This window comes from Wolbachia endosymbiont of Drosophila simulans wHa (assembly GCF_000376605.1).
GTDB lineage: Bacteria > Pseudomonadota > Alphaproteobacteria > Rickettsiales > Anaplasmataceae > Wolbachia > Wolbachia pipientis.
The window spans coordinates 419,110-439,090 of the sequence record NC_021089.1 but is presented as its reverse complement, the minus strand read 5'-3'; the positions used below and the strand labels follow the sequence as shown (position 1 = coordinate 439,090).

Here is a 19,981-nt window from a genome sequence, read left to right as displayed (position 1 = left end):
TCATTGCCATATTTGATCAGTTCGTTCTAACCCTGGACATTGCCAACCCCTGAGCGTCCTTTCCACATCTACCTCAAGCCCTGTGGTGAGAAAATTGCTACGTATGTTATAAATCCCCCACTGAATAAATTGACCATAGTTGTGTACATAATTTGATGCAAGCATACCTTGACTAACTTGTGTTCTGGAATACAGATAAGATGATGTGTAAAGTAATATTGCAACTGTTTTTCCTGCTGGAATCTCCACATTACCAGATCCGGCTAACTTGCTATCAGAACTCGTGTATTGGTAAACATTTTTCCATACTATTTTTGAAATACTTGATTTATTAGAATTAGTGTTATCAGGAGTTCCCACAAATAATCCTGCTCCCCCATACTCCGTACTCGAATACGATGATCCAACAAATTCCATTGTCTTATTTATGTTCACATTGGTTGTATTTTTTACAAATACTACTCCAAGTGCAGCATACGGGTAATAGTATATCTCATCATAACTACCCGAAAAACTTTTTGTGCATAACTCTCCGTAAATAAATGTTCCTTTACTTCCCTCTATAAAACTTAGTTGTCTTGGCCGATAAAAACTAACGTAATCTGTATTGTACGTATGGCTACCTGCTAGTAGTTGTAACATATAGTCAGTTTTTGTTATATCACTACTCCACTTTCCAAGCTCTGTCGTAAAAGTTCCGTGGCCAAAATAATTATTTTTTCTGCCAAGTACACCAAATAAGAAAGGTAATGACCCTGGTTCAACCATGTTGCGCTTTCTTATTTCATTTATAAGAGACACTTTTAACTGTTCATCCCGAGTTTTTACCTCATTAGAAATGTTTTCAATTCGAGTTTCTATTTCCCTAATAATTGATGAGCCAGATGGTACATTATTAACAGCACGAAAATCTTCTACTAAACCTTTAAGACCATCTTTATGACTGTTACTAATGCTATTTATTGCTGCAATATTGGCATTCTTTCTCGTATCAAGTAGCGATATATGCGAATCTGATGATGCTTTTAAAGTATTTAAGGAATTATCCCTAAGCTTGTTAATTTCATTGACAGAATCTGTTTTCGCTTCAGTTATTGCAGATATTGAATTTTCCTTATTGCTATTTATGTCACTTAAGTGCGTCCTTGCAGCGCTCAAGAGTTCTTTTAACTTACCATCTGTCATCTGTACAATTTCAGAAACCGCACTTTTGTCGATTATTGATTCCAATGCTTTAGCAAGATATGCTAATTGATCTGGTGTACTGTTTGCTGCTAAATCCTTAAGCCTCTTTTGTAGTGCATCAATTATCTCTTTTACCTCAGTCATCTGCACAATGTCAGCAATAGCTTTTTTATCTGCTATCAATTCCAGCGATTTTGCAAGATATGCCAGTTGATCAGGTGTGCTGTTTGCTGCTAAATCCTTTATCCTTTGGTATATTGCTTCTTTCATTTCCAAAAATTTAAAAAAGTCTCAAAATTAAACCGCTCAAAATTACTCTTAAGTTGATTATGCTCATCTTCTCTTTCGGTAATATCTTCATCTATTTTCTTAATTGTGGTACGGATACGAACAACATCTTGCACAGCAATGTTTTCTGGATGAGGCAAAGAGTATCCTCTACTTGTTTTATCATCTGACATTCTGCTAAATGATAATGATTCGTAGATTTTTGACTTTTGGACGATAGACAACCGTTCCACTTAAAACCAATTTTATCCTTGTATCATTACCATTAAAATTTGATAGCACATGAGTTCTCTCTACCAAATTTTCTCCAATTGGTTTTCCTGATGTTAAATTTACTAATTGCCAATCCACGTTTTTTTGTACATATGCTTTAACATCTGCAGTGCCAGGTATCAGCGCATCATATGTTATGGTAATCTTAGTGTTAGCTCCTGCTGTAATGCTTCTTGTAACATAATCTCCGAACTCTGAAAGATTACCCAGAACTAGCTGTAACCCAGGATAGAGAACAGGACTTTTTTCTCGCCCTCCTTTTAGGCTTGCTTTTACCGTTAATTCCCCATTTATTCTTTCACGCAGCGCGAGCGGCAAATTATCAGACAAAAAGTTTTCTCTTCCCTCTTCATCTGTTAAGATAAATTCTACATTGGTATCAAATGCTACTTTTTCGACGTTCGTCAAAACAATTAAATCTGATACATTATTTACAGTAACTTTGCCCAGGTCAACAACATGAGAAACTTCACTAAATTTTGCAGCTAGTAGTCGAAACGTTAAATCTAAATTTTGATGTGGAGTCCAGGTGCTTGCATTGCTAGATGACAGTAATACTCCTACTTGATATGGTTGACTTGTTACCCAACGGCTATTTACTGCATCATACTTGCCAAGCTCTGCTATTTTTACTGCAGTATCTGCATCATCAGTAAGTAGTACTATCGCATACTCCTCTCCTGCATGGCAAAACATTGGTGACCATTCTATACGTGTTGCTGTGCCATCTATCTTTATATCTTTTGGCTCAATATAACTTTCAGCAATGACAGTCTGCGAGGGCATTCCCACTGCTGTTTCTCTAATCTGCACAACAACACGTTTTTTGCCTTTATTTATAAACCATAACTCTAGACCTCCTATGTGTCTGCTCTCATTTAAAGTAAATGTTTGCGCTAAAGGATCAACTCTTCTTGCTGCGATAACTCTTCTTCTCTCTTCTATGGTAATAGTTTTTTTACCAGTGTACGTTGCTTCTCCATAGCTTCCTTTATCACCATAAAACTGTACTAATTTAGTACCTGCTGGAATATTTGCTGGGATTTTTATTTTTCCACTTATTTGTCCTTGATTGTTAACTATTAACATATTTTTATGCTATAGGTTGAATAATTATTCCGTCAAATTTTATCTCTTTAAGCTTCTCACTTGGCTCAAAACCTTCAATTTCAAAATTCTGTACTGCTTCTCTCATAAATTCAGTTTCGTATGAAGTACTTGACAGCAGCTCTGTCGTTTCTTTAACATTAAATACTCTTGTTACTGGACTTTTCCAATTCGTGGTAACCTCTGTCCAGTGGTCAATGTTTTTATTTAGAGTAATTTGCGCCGGGACTGGATCAAAAGCTTGATACGGGTTAATCTTTTCTCCTTTAGTCTGTAAAAGCTGCTCCAGTACCGGTTCAAGTTTATAAGGTAAAAGATAAGGTTCTTTACCTCTTTCAACATCAATAATTTCCACATCTATAGGTAAGATTAATTCCTTGTTTACTATTGCTGCAGACTGCGAAATTCCTTGATCACGCATATCATCGTCAAAAAACGGATCAACAAATACTCCTTTTTTGGTGGTAGGTTCTCTTGAATTTGCATCACTGCGTAGACGTTCCTGTGCAACAAGAGCATAAAGATCATTTATTCTTTTTTTCATTGCTTCAAGCTCATTCATCGGTACAGCATGAATAGCATTATTCACTATTTTTACCCCTTCTTTTTCTCCGTTTTTCCATGTCTGATGAATGTAGCAGAGCAAAAGTTGTCCGCTAGGTGCTTTAGGCATTGATGGTCGCCAAGGGTGAGCTATACCTTTTATTCTCCTTACTGCTCCTTTGCTATCGATAGTAATTAAATCATAGCGTGGCATTTTCCAGGTGTAATCAATCAGAACCAGACTGTTATCAACGGCACCTCTTACTTTACATCCCTCTTCATTTATATCTTCAGGACTTACCTGAGTGCGATAGCGATAGGTTATAAGGTAACTACTTCCAGGTGCTGGTTCTTTGCCGGGTAATGACCAATCAACGTTTCCTGCATTTAACTTATAGTCTATACTATTTTCATAAATAACATTGCCTTGTTTAATTTGAATAATCTCAAGTACCGCAGAGTCAGGTATTGGATCAACAGCTCCTGAGTATGAACCGTGAGTAATGGTAATGGTTTTTTGAACGGTTATATCTACTTTTTTAATTTCACTTATTGGAAAATCATTAACCTTCAGTTCCATTACTCTTTGGCTATTTGGCTGAAAAGTATGTGGTTCTGATTCAACTGATTTTATATCCGGATCTTCATCAAAAGAAACACGAATACTGTGAGGAAGTTCAATCTCATAGCCATCAACATGAGCTTTGCCCTCATTAATCACAAATATTTTTTTTCCTCCTTCTCCCTCTTCCTTTTGCAGGAACATTACTTCAAGACCATTTACGACGTAGGAACCATTTGCTTCTTTGTCATAACGAGCAAGAGCGGTAGTTACTATATTTGCTTGTGGTGGCGGTGAATGTTCTATTAATACTCTATTTTCAATGTTATAAATTGGATAAAATTCTCCTTCAGAAAAACGTGGAGAAAGACCTTCTGCTTGATAACCCCAAATGGTAGAAACTTTAAGTCTTGCAGCTCCTACTTCCTGATAGTTTCTTGTACCAACAGCAGGATCACGAAGATTTTCGTCCTCAAGTTCTGTAATCGTAGATTCTACATAATAAACACCTATGCGAACTGTGGTACTCAGTGGAATAATAAATTCTTCTTTTTCAACTTTTCTAACTGCACCGCGCAGATAGATTTTTCCTGACTCAAGTGTAACTTTACCAGTTTCTCTATCTATAATACAATTGCTTCCCGTTATAACATCACCATCACGAAATATTGCATCACCTATGCCTTTAAGCTTAGAAAGAGCATACTCCTGAGTCTCATTTAATTCTGCAGACTGTAGACCTCTTCCTGCAAGGAACAAACTTTTTTCGTACTCTTTGTCAGGATTAAAGCGGTTATAATAGGCGTTTAAAGTCATTTTATTCTAAAAGGTTACAACAAATGAAAAAGTTTCCCGAGTTGCAGATGTTCTGATAAGTGGTACAGTGTGTTCTAAAACTAATAAGATCCCTGGGTCTTCTATATCTTGTGGTTCAAAATACCTCTGTCCTATAGGTAATTCTTCTTTTACTTTAGTACCAACCATAACCCCTAATTCCCGTATAACTTGATTTGCTGCGTTTGTGAAATCGAAAGTAAATTTGAGATAGAGATTATTAGTTGGTACATTTGAGGGCCTAAACCTTCCAGATGGAGTTATAAGTTCACCGTTTTCATCACCTGTGCAGAATAGCACTTCGTCTGCAGTACGTCTGCCAAGTTCATTGAGCAGCTTTTCAGAAGTTATCAGCTCTGGTGGTGTGCTTTCACTATACTCTACAGTAACTTTATCACTTACTGGAATAGAGCTATTTTCCGTAAGTTTTATTACACCAGTACTGCCATTAACTGTATAGTCAATACTTGGCTGATAAGTTGTTTGCCCTGTAAAAACCTTCACATCTTTAATAGGTTGATGATCAAATTTTATTTCACCCTTAACGAAAGTTTTTTCTACTTTGTGGCTACTTTCCCAACTTGAATCACCACTTCCCCAAGCAAGATGGATAGATTGCTTTTTGATGCTGGCTGCTATTGCTGCTCTTCCTGACTGTGTGAGTATTGACATCTTTAATTAAGCCCCCTATATTATATATGTACGGTGAGTTCAAAATTCGTCCGCAAAAATCAAAATATTTTTTTATATCAGAAAAATTTTTTAGGAGAATAGCTCAGCTCCACAGCTAAACTTTCCAACGCCGCGAGCAAATGGTCCGCTAGGAATGTCAAGCCATTTATCTTCTTTTGAACCAGTAGCCATTCCCTTAACCAGCTTCCGTGTTTGTAACAGCTCTTGAACTATACGCTCCATTCTATCTCTTCCTATACTGTGAAACTCCTCAGGTAGTCTATGCCGCTGTTTATACACTCCTGTACTTCCTGTATGGGTAAATGGATGTCCAGAAATTGCTGCTCGTGTAATTGCAGTTATAAGATGCTGCTTTGAATCTTTTTCGTTCATATTTTTTATCCTTAATCTTTCAGTTATGTCCTCTAACAATCCTGTTTCTTCATTTCTTAAATAAGTGCGTAAAGTGCGATCAGCCAAACCGTTTGCTTTAACAATTGCTCCATAAAATAATGCGTTCTGTCTTACAGATTCTCCTATTGATTTAAAAATTGTCGGTTTAGCTGCATCTTCCACAGACCAAAAAGCGTATGAACACCTAACACCATTAACAAGAGCAGATGTACCTCTAATGGCATCACGTGCTTGCTCAACAGTCGATATAGGTTTTTCACTTTTTGGCTTTCTCATATGATGGGCAGTAATTATTGATGCTCCAGTGCTACCTGCTAAATCAGATAATAAAGACATCAAATAATCGCCTACGGCTGGGTCAGTATTTAAATCAGCATGCACGAATGATGCAAGTGGATCAAATACGATTAATTTTAAGTCTTTTATTTTATTAAGTTGTTTTGTTATCGATTCAAATTCAGGAGAAGTCTCTATCACTTTACCTGAAACACTCTTTATGATTGTAAGTGATCCACTAACATTTGGTAATGGTACAATAAAGAGCCTATCTTTATATTTTAATCTCTCGCATTGTGAGTCAAGACGCTCCAAACGACGATGTATTTCACTCATATCATCTTCTGCTGAGAAAATTACCACAGATCCATGTTCAGTAACTAAAGGACCAAAACCACATGGCTGATCTTTTCTACTCGCAACTTTCAGTGCTAAATCAAGCAGAAGCATACCTTTACCAGTATCTCCCATTGCAGCTAGAATAGATGTCACTCCTAAAGGAAATAACCCTTCAACAAGAAACTTTTGCTCTGGTACTGGACCTATAAAACGTTCTATGCTCCATTCTTGAATATTAAGCAATTGCTTAACAATTACTTTTCTCGAGTTACTTTCAATGAATTCAGAAATATCTATATTTGCTTGTATGCCGTCTGCCGCATCCCATCCCTTTGGTTTATTTTCCGGTATTTCAAGAAGAGTAAGTGATAAAACACCAAGAAAAGTAAGCTTTTTCACAACTTTCTCAGCATATTGTTTACCTGGTTCATCATTGTCTGGCCAAATAATAACATGCTTACCCTTAAGTGGTGACCAGTCTGTTTTTTCTATTGGTGCATTTGCTCCTAACATTGCAGTTGTGGCAGTCATACCTTGCTCTATCAGAGCATCTGCACACTTTTCACCTTCAACTAAAATTACCTTATCAGATTTCATGATACCTGGAATATTATATAAAGGCCTGGTCTCTGGTAGAGTAAAACTAGACCTTTTTACATCAAAAGGAAGATATCTTTTTCCTGAATCAGTGTTATAACGATAAACTGTAACAATCACTTGATCACTTTTATCGTAATAGTTCCATGATGCCGTTGGTTGCCCCAGAGTGTTATTTTTTTCCGAATAACCAATCCACTTAGCAATATCTTCTATCGTATCAGTAAATTGATTTTTTCCAGTAACAGCAGCCCAAAGATCAAAAATATCTCCTCCTTCTCCGGTAGAAAAATCATGCCATAATCCGGCTTTACTGCCAGTTAACTCCACTATCATACTTTGTCCTTTATTGCCTTGTAGATCACCTACATAGAACTTATCACCACGAAAAGTTCCTCTTGGCAGTAAATAAGAAAGACATGACCTTATATTTGATAGGAGTTGAGTTCTTAACTGTTCTTTCTTCCCTAATAATTTATAATGTCCATTTCTTTGTGAACAATAAATATCCATACCTACCTGAAGAATTTTTATGTTCTAGCTATAACGTTAGCAGATTTCCAACATCCATTAATCTTGTTGATGAATTTTGTTGGTATAGATCTACCGTTTCTAAGTTCATATACTACTTGCAAGATATTTGTACGTTTATTGGGTTGAAATATTACTATTCCAGATGTATAAAAACTTCTTAAAGCATTAGCACCAACGAGAGCTTGAAATGGATTCTTTTCCAATGTAGAGGTAGATACTTTTTTGGTGTGATTTGTGATGATTATTCCAGCCATAGTATTAATCTTGGAACGTAGTTTTTCTATTGCATGCTGTAGACCATAGTTAACGTAATTATAAGGAGAATCAATCACAACTAAATCAAACTTTTCCTCTACCATATTTTTTATTTTTTCTATACCTTCTTCATTTAAGGTCAAATTCATCTTGTTCGTCACAACTAAGTTTTCTGTTGCTAAATGAGGAAGTTTATTGAGTTGTTGTATACGTTCTCTAATATAATCATATTCCATTTCATTTTGTAGATAGAATATTTTTAGCGGTCTTGTAGGTTTCATGCCAAGAAATGATCTTCCTGCTGCCAGATGTACTAATAGAGAAAGAAGAAAATGACTTTTGCCAATCTTTGGAGTACCACCTATGACCAAAAGACCACCTGGTGTCAAAATTCTTGGGCCTATTATATCTTGTGGCATTGGTGATTTGTCATTTAAGTAATGATTTACAGAAAATGCTTTTCCTTCGTTTTGTTTTTCTTGTAATATGGAACTTCTTTCATCTTTACCGTTCAACCATGTTTCAGCAGAATCTATATTACCTTTAACTAAAGTCCAAAGGTCTATTATATTTCCTTTCTTTTCTTCGATCAGGTTGTACCAATTTCCTGCATTTTCTCCTTCCATTTCAACTATTATCTTATTTCCATTTCTACTGCCAATATAGAATTTATTTTGGTAAGATTTGCCTTCAGGTAACAAATAAGATAAACAATCTTTGATATTATTAATTAATAACGATTTTATTTTCAAAGCATTTTTAGATGAAAAATCCATAAAGTTCTCCTTGTTTATTCCAAATTTGTTCAACATATTTTTTAGACGTTTAAAGTCAAGATTAGCCAGCTCACAAACAGTTTCAAAAGATCGTGAGCGAATCCATTGACAAGCCTCTTTTTTAAGTTTAGGGTTTTTTCCTGCTGCATCCTGAATAGCTCTAGTAATAACAGCAGCCCACAACTTTCCTTCGTCATACTTCAAAATGGCAACCAATCATCTTGAAAATTTTTTTGTAATTCTGGAGTAATAACTGTAGTAATCCTATTTCTATCTCCGTATGTATTATTAGTTTCAACGCCTACTTTTGCTGTAAACTCTAAATCGTTGAAATCAGCTATAGAGTTTATTCTTCTAGCAGTAACTGCTTTCTCTGAAGTGTCATTTGCATGAATATTTCTGGATGATTCCAAAATACTACGCAGCATAGAACGTCCAGATTCTCCCCAGATGTCTTCTTCACCTTCTGCTTTGCCATTTTTGATACCTATAATCTGAAAAATCTTGCGTTTTGCATATGGGCCTTCAGTGACGGTAAATTCTACATTTAAATAGATACTGCCAGTAGTGTAGTTTTTAGTGAACCAATTTTCATAACCTCCAGGCTTTATTGCCATTTTTACCTTGACTATTGTACCTTTCGGTATTAAACTGCTCTGCAGTTTTGCATTATTAAAATCAGTTAAAAAATCTTGTAGCATACGCTCTCCTATAAGTTGACTTTAAAGTGAAAGTTAGCTATTCCATTAGCTGCCAATGACCATTTATCTTATCGACAAGTTTGTTTGGCACGCGTTCACCATTGCGAAGCTCAAATACTATCTGGCGTGCACTGCTTTCTTCATCATGAGCAAACATCACCATACCAGTACTGTAAAATCCACGTAAAGATCCAGCACCACTTAGGCCTTGAAATGGATCTTCTTCGAGCATCTTTTTCGATAATTTTTTTGTATGATGAGTGAGTACAATACAAGCATCTGGATTGACAGCACTGCGTAGCTTCTCAAGAGTCTTTTGCAGAAAGAACAGCATAGCACTATTATCATTTTCATTCCCATATTCACTGCTAAAGATGTTACGTAATGGATCTATGGCCAAAACATCAGGTTTAAAGCGTTCATTTACAATCTCCTTAATTTCACTTATTTCATCATGATTAAATGATAAGTGCACTTTTGGCGTAATGATTAAGTTGTTAGCAGCTACATTCAAAAGTTCATTATCAAGTTGTTGCAAACGTTCTTTCATATATTCATATTCAATTTCAGTTTGCATGTAGAAAATTTTTAAAGGTCTATTTGAAACCATACCAAGAAAAGGAACACCTGCAGCCATATGAACGAGCCATGAAATCAAAAAGTCACTTTTGCCGATTTTAGGTGGGCCACCCAGTACCAATAAGCCTCTTTTTGTTAAAATTCTTGGTGAGATTATATCCTCTGGTATTGGCGATCGATCGTCCAAGTATTCTTTCACACTGAAAAAAGGAATTTTTTGACCAATAGTTAAAAAGTTTTGTAGCATATAATAACCTCCTATATGTTGGGCGTGACAGGTTGAATTGCAAAAGCTTTAGTTTTAATTTTTGTAAGAAGTTTTCCTAGATGCGGTTCTTCAACCATATTAAGGCAACCACTTCGATCTTTAGCAGGATATCCCCAAGAATTAATCGTCTGACAGACAAATGAACGAACCTCTGTACCATCATCTTTCTTGATTCCAACCATACTGATTACCTCATCAACAATACCTGGAATTTCACTTGCAGTTTTAGCTCCTTCACATTGAGGTAGCCAAGTTGAGCGATTGAAATCATCGAGGTATTGTCCAAGAGTTCCAACTGTAATGATGTCTTTATTTGGAATATGTTGAAACTGATTGAGCCAAGCCATCATTTCTTGAGCAAGTAACCCGTAAGCAGCTCTCATATCTTGTTTTCCTGATCTTTCAGAAAAAGCTTCAGGTTGCATTTTTGACCATAAAAGACATAAACGCGAGGCTACTGTAATACTATCGATAAAAACACATCGATACTTGAGAAACTCCGAAGCAAGCTCTTTGTATTTACTGGATACATGCTCATAGTGTCTTTGGCTATATGCTGAGTCAGATTTTAACGCAGGATTAGGACCACCTATGAGACATGCAATATCTCTTGCCTCATTCCCAGTACGAATACTTACAGAATCCCCTTGCCAATCTTGAACAGCAAGTAAACCTGCCTCAAAATCAAGACAAAGTGTTGGTTCATTTATGGTCTTTAAGAGACTAGTTTTACCTATACCATAAGGACCAAAGATGACCATTTTTATACCTGTTTGAACTTTTAGCCGTTCATTGCTGTTCATTATTTTCATTTTTCTCCCAGTACCTAAATATATATGTACGATGACCTAGGCAATTCGTCCGCAATTTGCAAAAAAAAAATTTTGAGCAAATATAATCGAGAGCTTATAACTTCTCTAAAACTGAGAATTTATTGCGTATTCGTTCTAGTGTGCGATAGATAGTTGTCTTTGGTATTTTGGTTATTACAGAAACTTCAGTAATAGTAAATACCTTAAGTAATTGACATAAATTACTATCTTTTTCAGACAAAGTTGAAATTATATTATTTATATCAGTGCGAATTATCGCTTCGATTTCCGAGTTCCTATGATCTGGAATATCGTCGTTTATATCATCAAAAGTTATATTACGTTTTAGACATAACTGATTGCGTAACATATTGCGAGCACAATAATTAGCTAATCTAGCAACGAAAGTACTAAAACTACTTCTTTTCTCATCGTGCTGGTTAAGATATTGCCAAACCTGACAAAAAAGCTCTTGTTCTATATCTTCGAGACTTTCGTTAATAAAACAGCTTTTGGATTTAAGGCGCGAAGCTTGAAATCTCACATGTTTAACAATTGTAGAATCGATTCCTTGATAAGAATTCTTCATAAAAACTCCAAAAGTTTCATGAATAGAGATTTTTACCAAGACTTTGTATGACTAATTTATTATAAAAAAGTAGTAATAATTTTTTTTATCTAAAAGAATAAAATCTTTAAAAATTAAAATAAGATTTAAACGTTTTGATACACTACTGAAGCTACTTTTTCATAGGTAAAAAACTACCAATTTCGTACCTAATTTCTGAGTTACTAATTAGTATTTCAGAAAGCAGTAATCGTTAAGTTATTGATAATATTGTCTTTTTTATGTTCTATTCCTAAAAGCCGTTTCTAAAGTTAAGTGGCTAAAATCGGCCAGTAAAGAGGGTTTACGGATTACTGAAGTCTTATATATATTATATATATATTTAAATACAGGTAAAATATAATATATGATAATATAATAATATAAATATTGGCGTAATATAAGTTATGTAAAATAGTTATTAAGATAAGTAAAGATGAAAAAAACTCAAATGGCAGGATATGAAATTTTTTTTCAAAATTGCGGACGAATTTGCGAGTCATCGTACATATATATTATACAGGGCATTGAACTTTAATTACACAAAGGAGTTTTTGTACGTCAATCTTAACGCTAGATCTCGGCAAGCAAACCGGCTGGGCAATTCTGACAGATGGAGTAATTGAAAGTGGAAGCAAAAGCTTTCATGGTAGTCGTTTCAGTGGAGGTGGCATGTGCTTTTTGAGTTTTCACAATTGGCTTAACTCTTTAGAACATAAGTTCACTGCAGTGTATTTTGAGGAAGTAAGAAGACATTTAGGAACAGATGCAGCGCATTGTTATGGTGGTTTTTATGCCGTTCTGACTGCTTGGTGTGAAGAGCATCATGTGCCGTACAAAGGTGTTAATGTTAAAACTATAAAACGCTTTATAACAGGCAAAGGCAATGCAAGTAAGAGTGAAGTTATTGAAGCTGTAAAGAGAAAAGGTTTTTTACCTAGAGATGATAATGAGGCCGATGCTTTGGCATTAATGTTCTATATTAGTAAAGATATTAATAAGACAAAAAACCCATAAAAAGTGGGTCCTTTCAGCCATACTAGCGGATTTGGTGGGTTCAACCCCAGGCCTTCTCTAGCGTCAGATATATTTTGAATATTAACTTTTTAATTATTAAGATATGAATTTAGCAATCCACTACTATCCTACTCGAAACCTAGTTGAATATGAGCGTAACCCACGTAAAAATGACGATGTGGTCAACAGAATGTGTGCTTCTATTCGAGAATTTGGCTTTCGTATACCAATAGTTGCAAAAAGTGATGGCACTGTGGTTGATGGTCATTTAAGACTTAAAGCAGCAAGAAAACTTGGTATGGAAAGTATACCAGTGGTCTTAAGTGATAATTTAAATGAACCACAAACTAAAGCTTTTCGATTACTGGCAAATCAATCAGCTAATTGGGCAAAGTGGGATGATGAGCTTTTGAAAGTAGAAATTCAAGAGTTAGAAGATTTACAGTTTGATCTTAAAATGACTGGATTTGAATTAGAAAAAGTTCAACATTTCCTTGATGATTTAGATAGTGAAAAAGAAGATTTTTCTGACTTGGTTGGTGATGACAAAAAGGTAGAAATAACAAAACCAGGTGATCTATGGATTTTAGGTGATCATCGAATCTATTGTGGTGATAGCTCTGTAGTTGAATCATATAAAGCGCTGTTAGATGATAAAATGGCAGACATTACTGTTTGTGATCCTCCATATAACGTTGATTATGGTAGCAGTCAAGAAAGAGAGGATAAAAAGATACTAAACGATAATCAAGGTGAAAAGTATGAGCTTTTTCTCTATGATATTTGTACTCATATTTTAGCATATACTAAAGATGCAATTTACATCTGTGCATCATCATCAGAGTTTTCAACGTTGCAAAAAGCATTTGAGGAAGCGGGAGGAAAATGGTCAACTTTTATCATTTGGGCGAAGAATCACTTTACGCTAGGAAGATCAGATTATCAAAGACAATACGAAGCAATGCTTTATGGATGGAAAAGCGGCAATAAACGTGAGTGGCATGGCGGTAGAAATCAAAGTGATCTGTGGTTTTATGATAAGCCAATACATAACTCACTGCACCCAACAATGAAGCCAGTAGAGCTAATGGAGAGAGCAATAGTAAACAGCAGCAGATCAGGAGACATAGTACTTGATCCATTTAGCGGTTCTGGAAGTACACTGATTGCATGTGAGAGAACAGGAAGAATTTGTAGGACAATAGAGCTAGATTCAAAATTTGTAGATGTAACCATAAAACGTTGGCAAGTGTACACAGGTAGGGAAGCAATTCTTTCTGGTGCTGGTAAAACTTTTTCAGAGATTCAAGAAGAAAAACAGTAAGAAAAAAGTGGAAAAGATAACGCAAACAGAAATTTAGTAAGCCTTGGTAGTTGTAATATTAATTTACTGGTATATACCGTATTTTAATGAGTTTAGCGTAACAAATAACTTTGGATTAAATGTGGTGTACTCGATGAATCAAGAAAAGACGTTAGCTGGAGTAGTAACGTCGCAAACAAATAATGAAGCATCGTTTTCTGAAGAAGTAGAAAATAATGTTTCAAATTCTACACTATCTGTTAAGGAGAGAATTGAATTGTTTGAAAAAGGTACGAAGCAAGAACCTGACCTGAACACTGAATGCAAACTAGCTTCTTTAAATGTGATTAGCAATAGTAGCGATAGCAGTATTACAGCAAAAATAGACGAAGCAGGTGCTGATTTTTCAGTGAGTTGTTCTTCTTTAGTATTTGATGATGGTAAAGACATAGAGGACGAATTTAATGCAGTTTGTGAGGCAAATGGAATAGAATATAACCGTCCGTATTCTCTTGATCAGTTTGAGGCAGCATCCAACACATCTTCCAACCCCAAAATAGACAATACAAAAGAAATGCAAAAAGAGGAAGAGGATAAAGAATTAGGAGATAAACCAAAGCCGTTACCTAGGAATGGAATGTTGGAGAAGGACAATATTAGAAATGTAGCTCCACCTTCACCTAGAACAGCAGAAAATCATCGGTTGAGTATTATTCAGGATATTGCACCACCAAAGCTACCACATTCTTCTTTCCAATTAAATGGAGAAAAATGTGATGAGCAAGAAGCTATAGGAGAACCTATTTATGCAACTATAGACAAAAATAAAAAATTCTCGAAAAGAGGGTTAGATGGTGAAATAAACGATCAAAGTCCGGAGATGGAAAAGTCAAATTCTGAAGAAACATCAATTAAGAAAGGATCAGAAGATATAATTGGTGAACCTGTAGATCTGAATACAAAATTTTTAAAAAAGAGTTTGGAAGGAAGTGATAGTGGAATAGACAATAGAAGTGCAGAGATGACAAGATCAAATTCTCAAGTAACAGAAATGCGTGAGTCTTGTGGCAATCAAGGATGGGAGAATATGTCATTAAATCATGATAGTCCAGTTACACTTTCAACTAGCTCATCAGAAAAAAGTGATAATGAAGAAACCCCGTTAATTAAAAAAGAAAAGAAAACAAATAGAATTTTGCCAAGAGTAAAATATGCAGTGCAGCAGAAGGAATTTATAATTTTCGGTATAGCTGCTGTTGCACTTAGCGTTTCTGCAGCTTTGGTATATTTACAGGATAAAGCACAATTTATTGCATTTTTTGCAAACAGTGTCATCTATGTAACTATACCAATTCTAGCTGTTGCATTATTGGTTGCAATTAGTCCGATATTTTGTGGAATAAAGCAATTTAGAGATACTGAAGAGTGTCAAATAGGGAGAAAGAATGCGAATGAAACTTTGAATCAGGTGCGAGAGTATCAATCAAAAGATAAAGTAATAAAATCAGTCAAACTGGAATACGGCAATGGTACTCATTCGCATTTTACACTTAACGCTTGGGAGGGTAAGAACAACTTCATTAATATTGACGACAAAGTCATTAGTAGAAGAAATAAAGTAGAATCAGTAATCAAAGATAGGCCATTATTTACAGCATTATTAAGCAGTTTGGTTGCTGCAAATATAGTATTGCCTTTATTACTGTATGTAGAAGGTGGTATTAATAGTGTACAGAAGTTTTACCAGAACGCTTTGATTAATAACGTAGGGTTATCACTACTTATAGGCTCGAGTATACTTGCACTATCAGTGATATTCCTTGGAGTACATTACTACAGAAAAACAAATTGCACAAATCTTGTATATTGTGAGGAAAGAATTGAACCAGAAAAAGTTAATGGAAAGTTCATTGAGGAAATAAAGGAAGCAAGGACAAAAGTGCTTGAAGAAAACCATAGTAAAGATGCCAAATGCAGCAGTTTAACGCTAGAGCAAGTAGTGGTTGAATCTCATAACTACAAAGATGCAATTTATAGTATTAGTTGAAAATGGCCAAATTTCACTATGTAAAAAGAAAGCAGCTATAAACCGGAGTACTTCGCTCTATATTAGTAAAATATCTCTAAGACGCCGGCAAGTATAAACAGGTAGGAAATTGCTGATACTGGCAAAACCTTTTCAGAGATTCAAGAAGAAAATTCGTAGAAACAAGAGAGAGGAGAAAAAAAAGTGAAAATCACACAAACAGAATGGGCAAGAGAGATAGGAGTATCAAAGCAATATGTCTGTTATTTAGTAAAAAAAGGAATAGTTGAGTTGGAGGATGGTTTGATCAATAGAGAACAAGCAAATGAAGCGGTGGCAGCAATAAGAGATCCAAGTCAGCCACTTAGGAGGAAAAATCCAGAAAACGAAAATACAAATAACCTTTCTACAATGTTGCTAAAAACGCGAATAAAAAATGAAATGGAGCGAGGAAGGTTGCTAGAAGCAAAGGCAAAAGCTGAAATAGGAGAACTTGTAGCAGTAGAGGAAGTAAAAAGTGAGGCATTTAACGTAGCAAGAGTTGTACGTAATAATTTGCTTAATGTTCCAAATAGAGTTTCAGCACTGCTTGCATCACTGAGTGACACTGAAAAAATTCACGAGACGCTAACTGAAGAGATTACAAACTCACTTGAAGAATTATCTAACGCTAAATTTAAAATATAAAAAGATTTTGAATACAAAATGGCTGATAACTTAAGTTTAGAGTTAATAAAGTGTTTAATCAATCAACCTGGATTAGATGTTAATGTCAGAGGGTTAAACGGAAAAACTCCACTGCATTGCGCTATAGAGTTTGATGAATTAAGCATGGTAGATTTGTTACTCACGAAGAAGAACATTAATCCTTTTGTGGAAGATAATGAAGGTAAAACATCTCTTGATTACGCCAAAGAAGGGAAAAAAGCAGAAATATTACAAGCACTAATTAATAACAAGTACGGGTCAGAACAAGATAGCTTACTTCATTTAGCTGCAATGATAGGTGAAATTAATGCAGTGAGATATTTGATCAGAAAAGGTATTGACGTTAATGTACGAAATGCTTTGCACCATACTCCATTACATCTAGCAGCAGGCATAGGACATGCAGAAGTTGTAAAGATTTTGATAAGAGAAGGAAAAGCTGAAATAGATGTCTTTGATGCACGAAATCAGACACCAATGCACTATGCAGTTAATAATAAAAAGTTGGAGATAGTAAAGTTACTGCTGAAGCTTGGAGCAGATGTGAATAGTGCACGCATGGGACAAAACTCAATGAAATTGTCACCTGTGCATATAGCTGTAAGTAATGCTAATTACGATGAAAGAGACTTATGTCTTGATATCCTCAAATCCTTAATAAAGGAGCCTAATGCTCAAGTAAATTTGCAAGACTACGAAAATAAAACACCACTACATTATGCTGAAAGACTGAAAACAATAGAAGTTTTACTAACGCGAGAAGATATAGACCCTCTGGTAAAAGACGATAGCGGTAAAACACCATTTGATTACGCTAAACCTGAGATAAAGAAGGCTTTGATGAGTAATAAATACGGTTCTGAAAAGAATAGTCTACTCCATTTAGCTGCACAAAGAGGAGAAATTGAGATTGTAGATGCAATTTTAAGAGAAGAAATCGATATTGATATTGTAAATAATAAAGGTTTATCACCGGTTTACCTTGCTGCGGAAAAAGGGCATTTACATGTAGTAAAGTTATTGCTGAAAAAAGGAGCAAATTATACACCTGTTTTACATTTAGCAATTAAATCAAACAATTTAGAGTTACTTAAAGTTTTGTTTACTGAAAAAAATGGGTCTTTGCTCTGCAGAGATACCGTTGTTAATTTTCCAACCCTTCATAATAAATATATAGCACAGAGAGAAATAGCAGATAAAAGGACGAAAAAACATAATAATATTATCTGCATCTATACTACAGTCAGCGCAATAGCAGTAGCAGTATATATAGGGTTGATAACAACAACGATAAGCAGTGCAATCATTTTTGCAACAATAACAGGGGTATTTGCGCTTGTTATAGCAATAATGATAAGTGAGATGAGCAAAAGATATATAGAAAAGGAATTTCAGAAAAAGATGTTTATGGAATTGGATGAGTGTAGTTCTATTGTTAATGATGTCGAGATAGAACCAGTTATGAGTAGATGCAGACAATGATATACGCTACATCTTTTTCTGAAGGTTTAAGGCCAGATCCCCAGCTTAAAGTATCAGAGTGGGCGAATGAGTATCGAGTTTTAGCGCCAACTGCAGCATCAGAGCCAGGTAAATGGAGAACAGAAAGAACTCCTTATTTAAAAGAAATAATGGATTCACTATCACCATCTTCACCTGCAGAAAAAGTAGTATTCATGAAAGGAGCGCAGATTGGGGGAACAGAAGCTGGCAACAATTGGATTGGCTATATCATCGATCAAACACCAGGTCCAATGCTGGTAGTACAGCCAACAGTTGAAATGGGAAAACGTTGGTCGAAGGGAAGATTTGCACCGTTAATAGAGAGTACACCATGTTTAAAAAGTAAAGTAAAAGACCCAAGGTCAAGAGATTCAGGGAATACTGTACAAAGTAAGGAGTTTCCAGGTGGAATAGTAGTAATAACTGGAGCGAATAGTAGTGTAGGACTGAGATCTATGCCAGTAAAATATCTCTTTCTTGATGAAATAGATGCCTACCCAGGAGATTCAGGAGGAGAAGGAGATCCAGTACTGCTCAGTATTGCTCGAACTAATACATTTGCAAGGCGAAAGATTTTTTTAGTATCGACACCAACGATTCATGGAATAAGCAGAATTGAGAAAGAATTTGAAGCAACAGATAAGAGATATTTTTTTGTTCCCTGTCCGTATTGTAATTACTATCAAGTTCTAAAATGGTCACAAATAAAATGGGAAGATAAAAATCCAAGTACAGCACACTATATATGTATAGAATGTGGTGAAAAGATAGAAAATCATCAAAAGACAGAGATGCTTGAACGTGGAGAATGGAGAGCTACAAATCAAGTACACAATAGCAAAGTAATAGGATTTCACCTTTCAAGTCTTTATAGCCCAGTTGGGTGGTATAGTTGGCAACAAGCAGTAGAGGATTTTCTGCATGCAAAGGAAAGTGAACAATTACTGAAAGTTTGGATCAACACAACGCTTGGAGAAACCTGGGTAGATAAAGGAGAAGTACCTGATTGGAAGCAATTATTTAACAGGAGAGAATTTTTTCAGATTGGCACAGTACCAAGGAGAGAAGTGGTACTTACTGCAGGAGTAGATGTCCAAAAAGATCGTCTAGAGGTGGAAGTTGTAGCATGGGGAAAAAGTCGTGAAAGTTGGTCAATAGACTACCGAGTATTTGAAGGAGATACAGGAAGTAGAGAAGTATGGAAAAAGCTTTCGGAGCTCCTCAATCATCATTTTATTGGTGAAAATGGGCTTGAATATATGATAAGTATGATGGCGGTTGATGCAGGGTATGCAACGCAGGAAGTTTACAACTGGGTGAGAAGTCATCAAGGGTCTGGAAGAGTAATGGCAGTGAAAGGTGTAAATAAAGCACTAGTGCCGCTGAGCAGCCCAAGTAGAGTAGATATAACAGTTGGAGGGCAAAAGCTGAAAAGAGGAATAAAGCTCTGGCCAGTCGGAGTATCGATATTAAAGTCAGAGCTTTTTCAATTACTTAATATTTTAAAAGAAGGTGAAGAAACACCGCCAGGGTATTGTCATTTTCCCGAGTATGCACCTGAGTATTTTAAGCAGCTAACGGCAGAGCAATTAGTCAGCAAAGTAGTAAAAGGATATACCAAACAAGAGTGGCAAAAGGTAAGAGAAAGAAATGAAGTACTAGATTGCCGAATTTATGCAAGAGCAGCATCGATAGCACTGGGAATAGACAGATGGCCAGAGAGTAAATGGAATAGTTTAAGTGAAAAACCGGAAAGTAAAAAATCAAAGAAAATAGTCAAAAGCAAATGGATCAGCAAGTAA

Annotated in this window: 17 protein-coding genes; 6 read left to right on the top strand and 11 right to left on the bottom strand. The window is 35.5% G+C overall.

The annotated features are described in order from the left end of the window. The 11 genes from WHA_RS01960 to WHA_RS01910 all read right to left on the bottom strand — a co-directional run bounded on the left by WHA_RS01960 (nucleotide 1) and on the right by WHA_RS01910 (nucleotide 11,604). Nucleotides 1–1,455, bottom strand: coding sequence for a hypothetical protein (locus tag WHA_RS01960; RefSeq protein WP_015589011.1), 1,455 nt, complete (start codon nucleotides 1,453–1,455; stop codon nucleotides 1–3). After that, nucleotides 1,452–1,646: a hypothetical protein gene (locus WHA_RS01955; RefSeq protein ID WP_015589010.1), complete on the bottom strand. Its 195-nt coding sequence runs from the start codon at nucleotides 1,644–1,646 to the stop codon at nucleotides 1,452–1,454. Before WHA_RS01955 ends, WHA_RS01960 begins: the two co-directional genes overlap by 4 nt. Nucleotides 1,647–1,650: 4 nt before the next feature. Beyond that, entirely contained in the window at nucleotides 1,651–2,835 is a 1,185-nt protein-coding gene (locus WHA_RS01950) for a hypothetical protein (protein ID WP_015589009.1), read from the bottom strand. 4 nt (nucleotides 2,836–2,839) lie between these two features. Then, complete coding sequence (locus WHA_RS01945) at nucleotides 2,840–4,774, bottom strand: DUF4815 domain-containing protein (RefSeq protein ID WP_015589008.1); 1,935 nt, start codon at nucleotides 4,772–4,774, stop codon at nucleotides 2,840–2,842. 6 nt (nucleotides 4,775–4,780) lie between these two features. Beyond that, complete coding sequence (locus WHA_RS01940; protein ID WP_015589007.1) at nucleotides 4,781–5,464, bottom strand: hypothetical protein; 684 nt, start codon at nucleotides 5,462–5,464, stop codon at nucleotides 4,781–4,783. A 90-nt stretch (nucleotides 5,465–5,554) separates the two neighbouring features. Continuing rightward, on the bottom strand, nucleotides 5,555–7,603 hold the full coding sequence (locus WHA_RS01935; RefSeq protein ID WP_015589006.1) for an AAA family ATPase: 2,049 nt from the start codon (nucleotides 7,601–7,603) through the stop codon (nucleotides 5,555–5,557). A gap of 17 nt (nucleotides 7,604–7,620) precedes the next feature. Further along, the gene (locus WHA_RS01930) at nucleotides 7,621–8,871 is read right to left on the bottom strand and encodes an AAA family ATPase (protein WP_227738584.1); all 1,251 of its coding nucleotides are present in this window, start codon (nucleotides 8,869–8,871) and stop codon (nucleotides 7,621–7,623) included. Next, nucleotides 8,856–9,356 carry a hypothetical protein gene (locus WHA_RS01925; protein WP_010962695.1) on the bottom strand — a complete coding sequence of 167 codons (501 nt, stop codon included), beginning with the start codon at nucleotides 9,354–9,356 and terminating at the stop codon, nucleotides 8,856–8,858. The genes WHA_RS01930 and WHA_RS01925 overlap by 16 nt, the downstream gene beginning before the upstream one ends. A 37-nt stretch (nucleotides 9,357–9,393) precedes the next feature. After that, nucleotides 9,394–10,182: an AAA family ATPase gene (locus WHA_RS01920; RefSeq protein WP_015589004.1), complete on the bottom strand. Its 789-nt coding sequence runs from the start codon at nucleotides 10,180–10,182 to the stop codon at nucleotides 9,394–9,396. A gap of 11 nt (nucleotides 10,183–10,193) precedes the next feature. Then, complete coding sequence (locus WHA_RS01915; protein ID WP_015589003.1) at nucleotides 10,194–11,015, bottom strand: ATP-binding protein; 822 nt, start codon at nucleotides 11,013–11,015, stop codon at nucleotides 10,194–10,196. 94 nt (nucleotides 11,016–11,109) lie between these two features. Further along, a complete protein-coding gene (locus WHA_RS01910) occupies nucleotides 11,110–11,604 on the bottom strand; it encodes a sigma-70 family RNA polymerase sigma factor (RefSeq protein ID WP_010962699.1) in 495 nt (164 codons plus the stop codon). A gap of 555 nt (nucleotides 11,605–12,159) precedes the next feature. Here WHA_RS01910 and WHA_RS01905 point away from each other — a divergent pair. From WHA_RS01905 to WHA_RS01880, 6 genes are all read left to right on the top strand, one after another. Then, nucleotides 12,160–12,639: a crossover junction endodeoxyribonuclease RuvC gene (locus WHA_RS01905; RefSeq protein ID WP_458694876.1), complete on the top strand. Its 480-nt coding sequence runs from the start codon at nucleotides 12,160–12,162 to the stop codon at nucleotides 12,637–12,639. Between the two features lie 103 nt (nucleotides 12,640–12,742). Continuing rightward, on the top strand, nucleotides 12,743–13,963 hold the full coding sequence (locus WHA_RS01900) for a DNA modification methylase (RefSeq protein ID WP_015589002.1): 1,221 nt from the start codon (nucleotides 12,743–12,745) through the stop codon (nucleotides 13,961–13,963). 133 nt (nucleotides 13,964–14,096) lie between these two features. Next, nucleotides 14,097–15,989, top strand: a complete 1,893-nt coding sequence (locus WHA_RS01895; RefSeq protein ID WP_041573510.1) for a hypothetical protein — start codon at nucleotides 14,097–14,099, stop codon at nucleotides 15,987–15,989. Between the two features lie 183 nt (nucleotides 15,990–16,172). Beyond that, nucleotides 16,173–16,655, top strand: a complete 483-nt coding sequence (locus tag WHA_RS01890; RefSeq protein WP_015589000.1) for a hypothetical protein — start codon at nucleotides 16,173–16,175, stop codon at nucleotides 16,653–16,655. 18 nt (nucleotides 16,656–16,673) lie between these two features. Further along, on the top strand, nucleotides 16,674–18,158 hold the full coding sequence (locus WHA_RS01885; protein ID WP_015588999.1) for an ankyrin repeat domain-containing protein: 1,485 nt from the start codon (nucleotides 16,674–16,676) through the stop codon (nucleotides 18,156–18,158). Further along, complete coding sequence (locus WHA_RS01880; RefSeq protein ID WP_015588998.1) at nucleotides 18,155–19,981, top strand: phage terminase large subunit family protein; 1,827 nt, start codon at nucleotides 18,155–18,157, stop codon at nucleotides 19,979–19,981. Before WHA_RS01885 ends, WHA_RS01880 begins: the two co-directional genes overlap by 4 nt.

Excerpts from the sequence above, each read along its gene's own strand:
- WHA_RS01950 (WP_015589009.1), bottom strand. The coding sequence starts at position 2,835 with ATGTTAATAGTTAACAATCAAGGACAAATAAGTGGAAAAATAAAAATC.
- WHA_RS01925 (WP_010962695.1), bottom strand. The coding sequence starts at position 9,356 with ATGCTACAAGATTTTTTAACTGATTTTAATAATGCAAAACTGCAGAGC.
- WHA_RS01940 (WP_015589007.1), bottom strand. The coding sequence starts at position 5,464 with ATGTCAATACTCACACAGTCAGGAAGAGCAGCAATAGCAGCCAGCATC.
- WHA_RS01910 (WP_010962699.1), bottom strand. The coding sequence starts at position 11,604 with ATGAAGAATTCTTATCAAGGAATCGATTCTACAATTGTTAAACATGTG.
- WHA_RS01955 (WP_015589010.1), bottom strand. The coding sequence starts at position 1,646 with ATGTCAGATGATAAAACAAGTAGAGGATACTCTTTGCCTCATCCAGAA.
- WHA_RS01935 (WP_015589006.1), bottom strand. The coding sequence starts at position 7,603 with ATGGATATTTATTGTTCACAAAGAAATGGACATTATAAATTATTAGGG.
- WHA_RS01920 (WP_015589004.1), bottom strand. The coding sequence starts at position 10,182 with ATGCTACAAAACTTTTTAACTATTGGTCAAAAAATTCCTTTTTTCAGT.
- WHA_RS01895 (WP_041573510.1), top strand. The coding sequence starts at position 14,097 with ATGAATCAAGAAAAGACGTTAGCTGGAGTAGTAACGTCGCAAACAAAT.
- WHA_RS01945 (WP_015589008.1), bottom strand. The coding sequence starts at position 4,774 with ATGACTTTAAACGCCTATTATAACCGCTTTAATCCTGACAAAGAGTAC.
- WHA_RS01880 (WP_015588998.1), top strand. The coding sequence starts at position 18,155 with ATGATATACGCTACATCTTTTTCTGAAGGTTTAAGGCCAGATCCCCAG.
- WHA_RS01960 (WP_015589011.1), bottom strand. The coding sequence starts at position 1,455 with ATGAAAGAAGCAATATACCAAAGGATAAAGGATTTAGCAGCAAACAGC.
- WHA_RS01915 (WP_015589003.1), bottom strand. The coding sequence starts at position 11,015 with ATGAAAATAATGAACAGCAATGAACGGCTAAAAGTTCAAACAGGTATA.
- WHA_RS01900 (WP_015589002.1), top strand. The coding sequence starts at position 12,743 with ATGAATTTAGCAATCCACTACTATCCTACTCGAAACCTAGTTGAATAT.
- WHA_RS01885 (WP_015588999.1), top strand. The coding sequence starts at position 16,674 with ATGGCTGATAACTTAAGTTTAGAGTTAATAAAGTGTTTAATCAATCAA.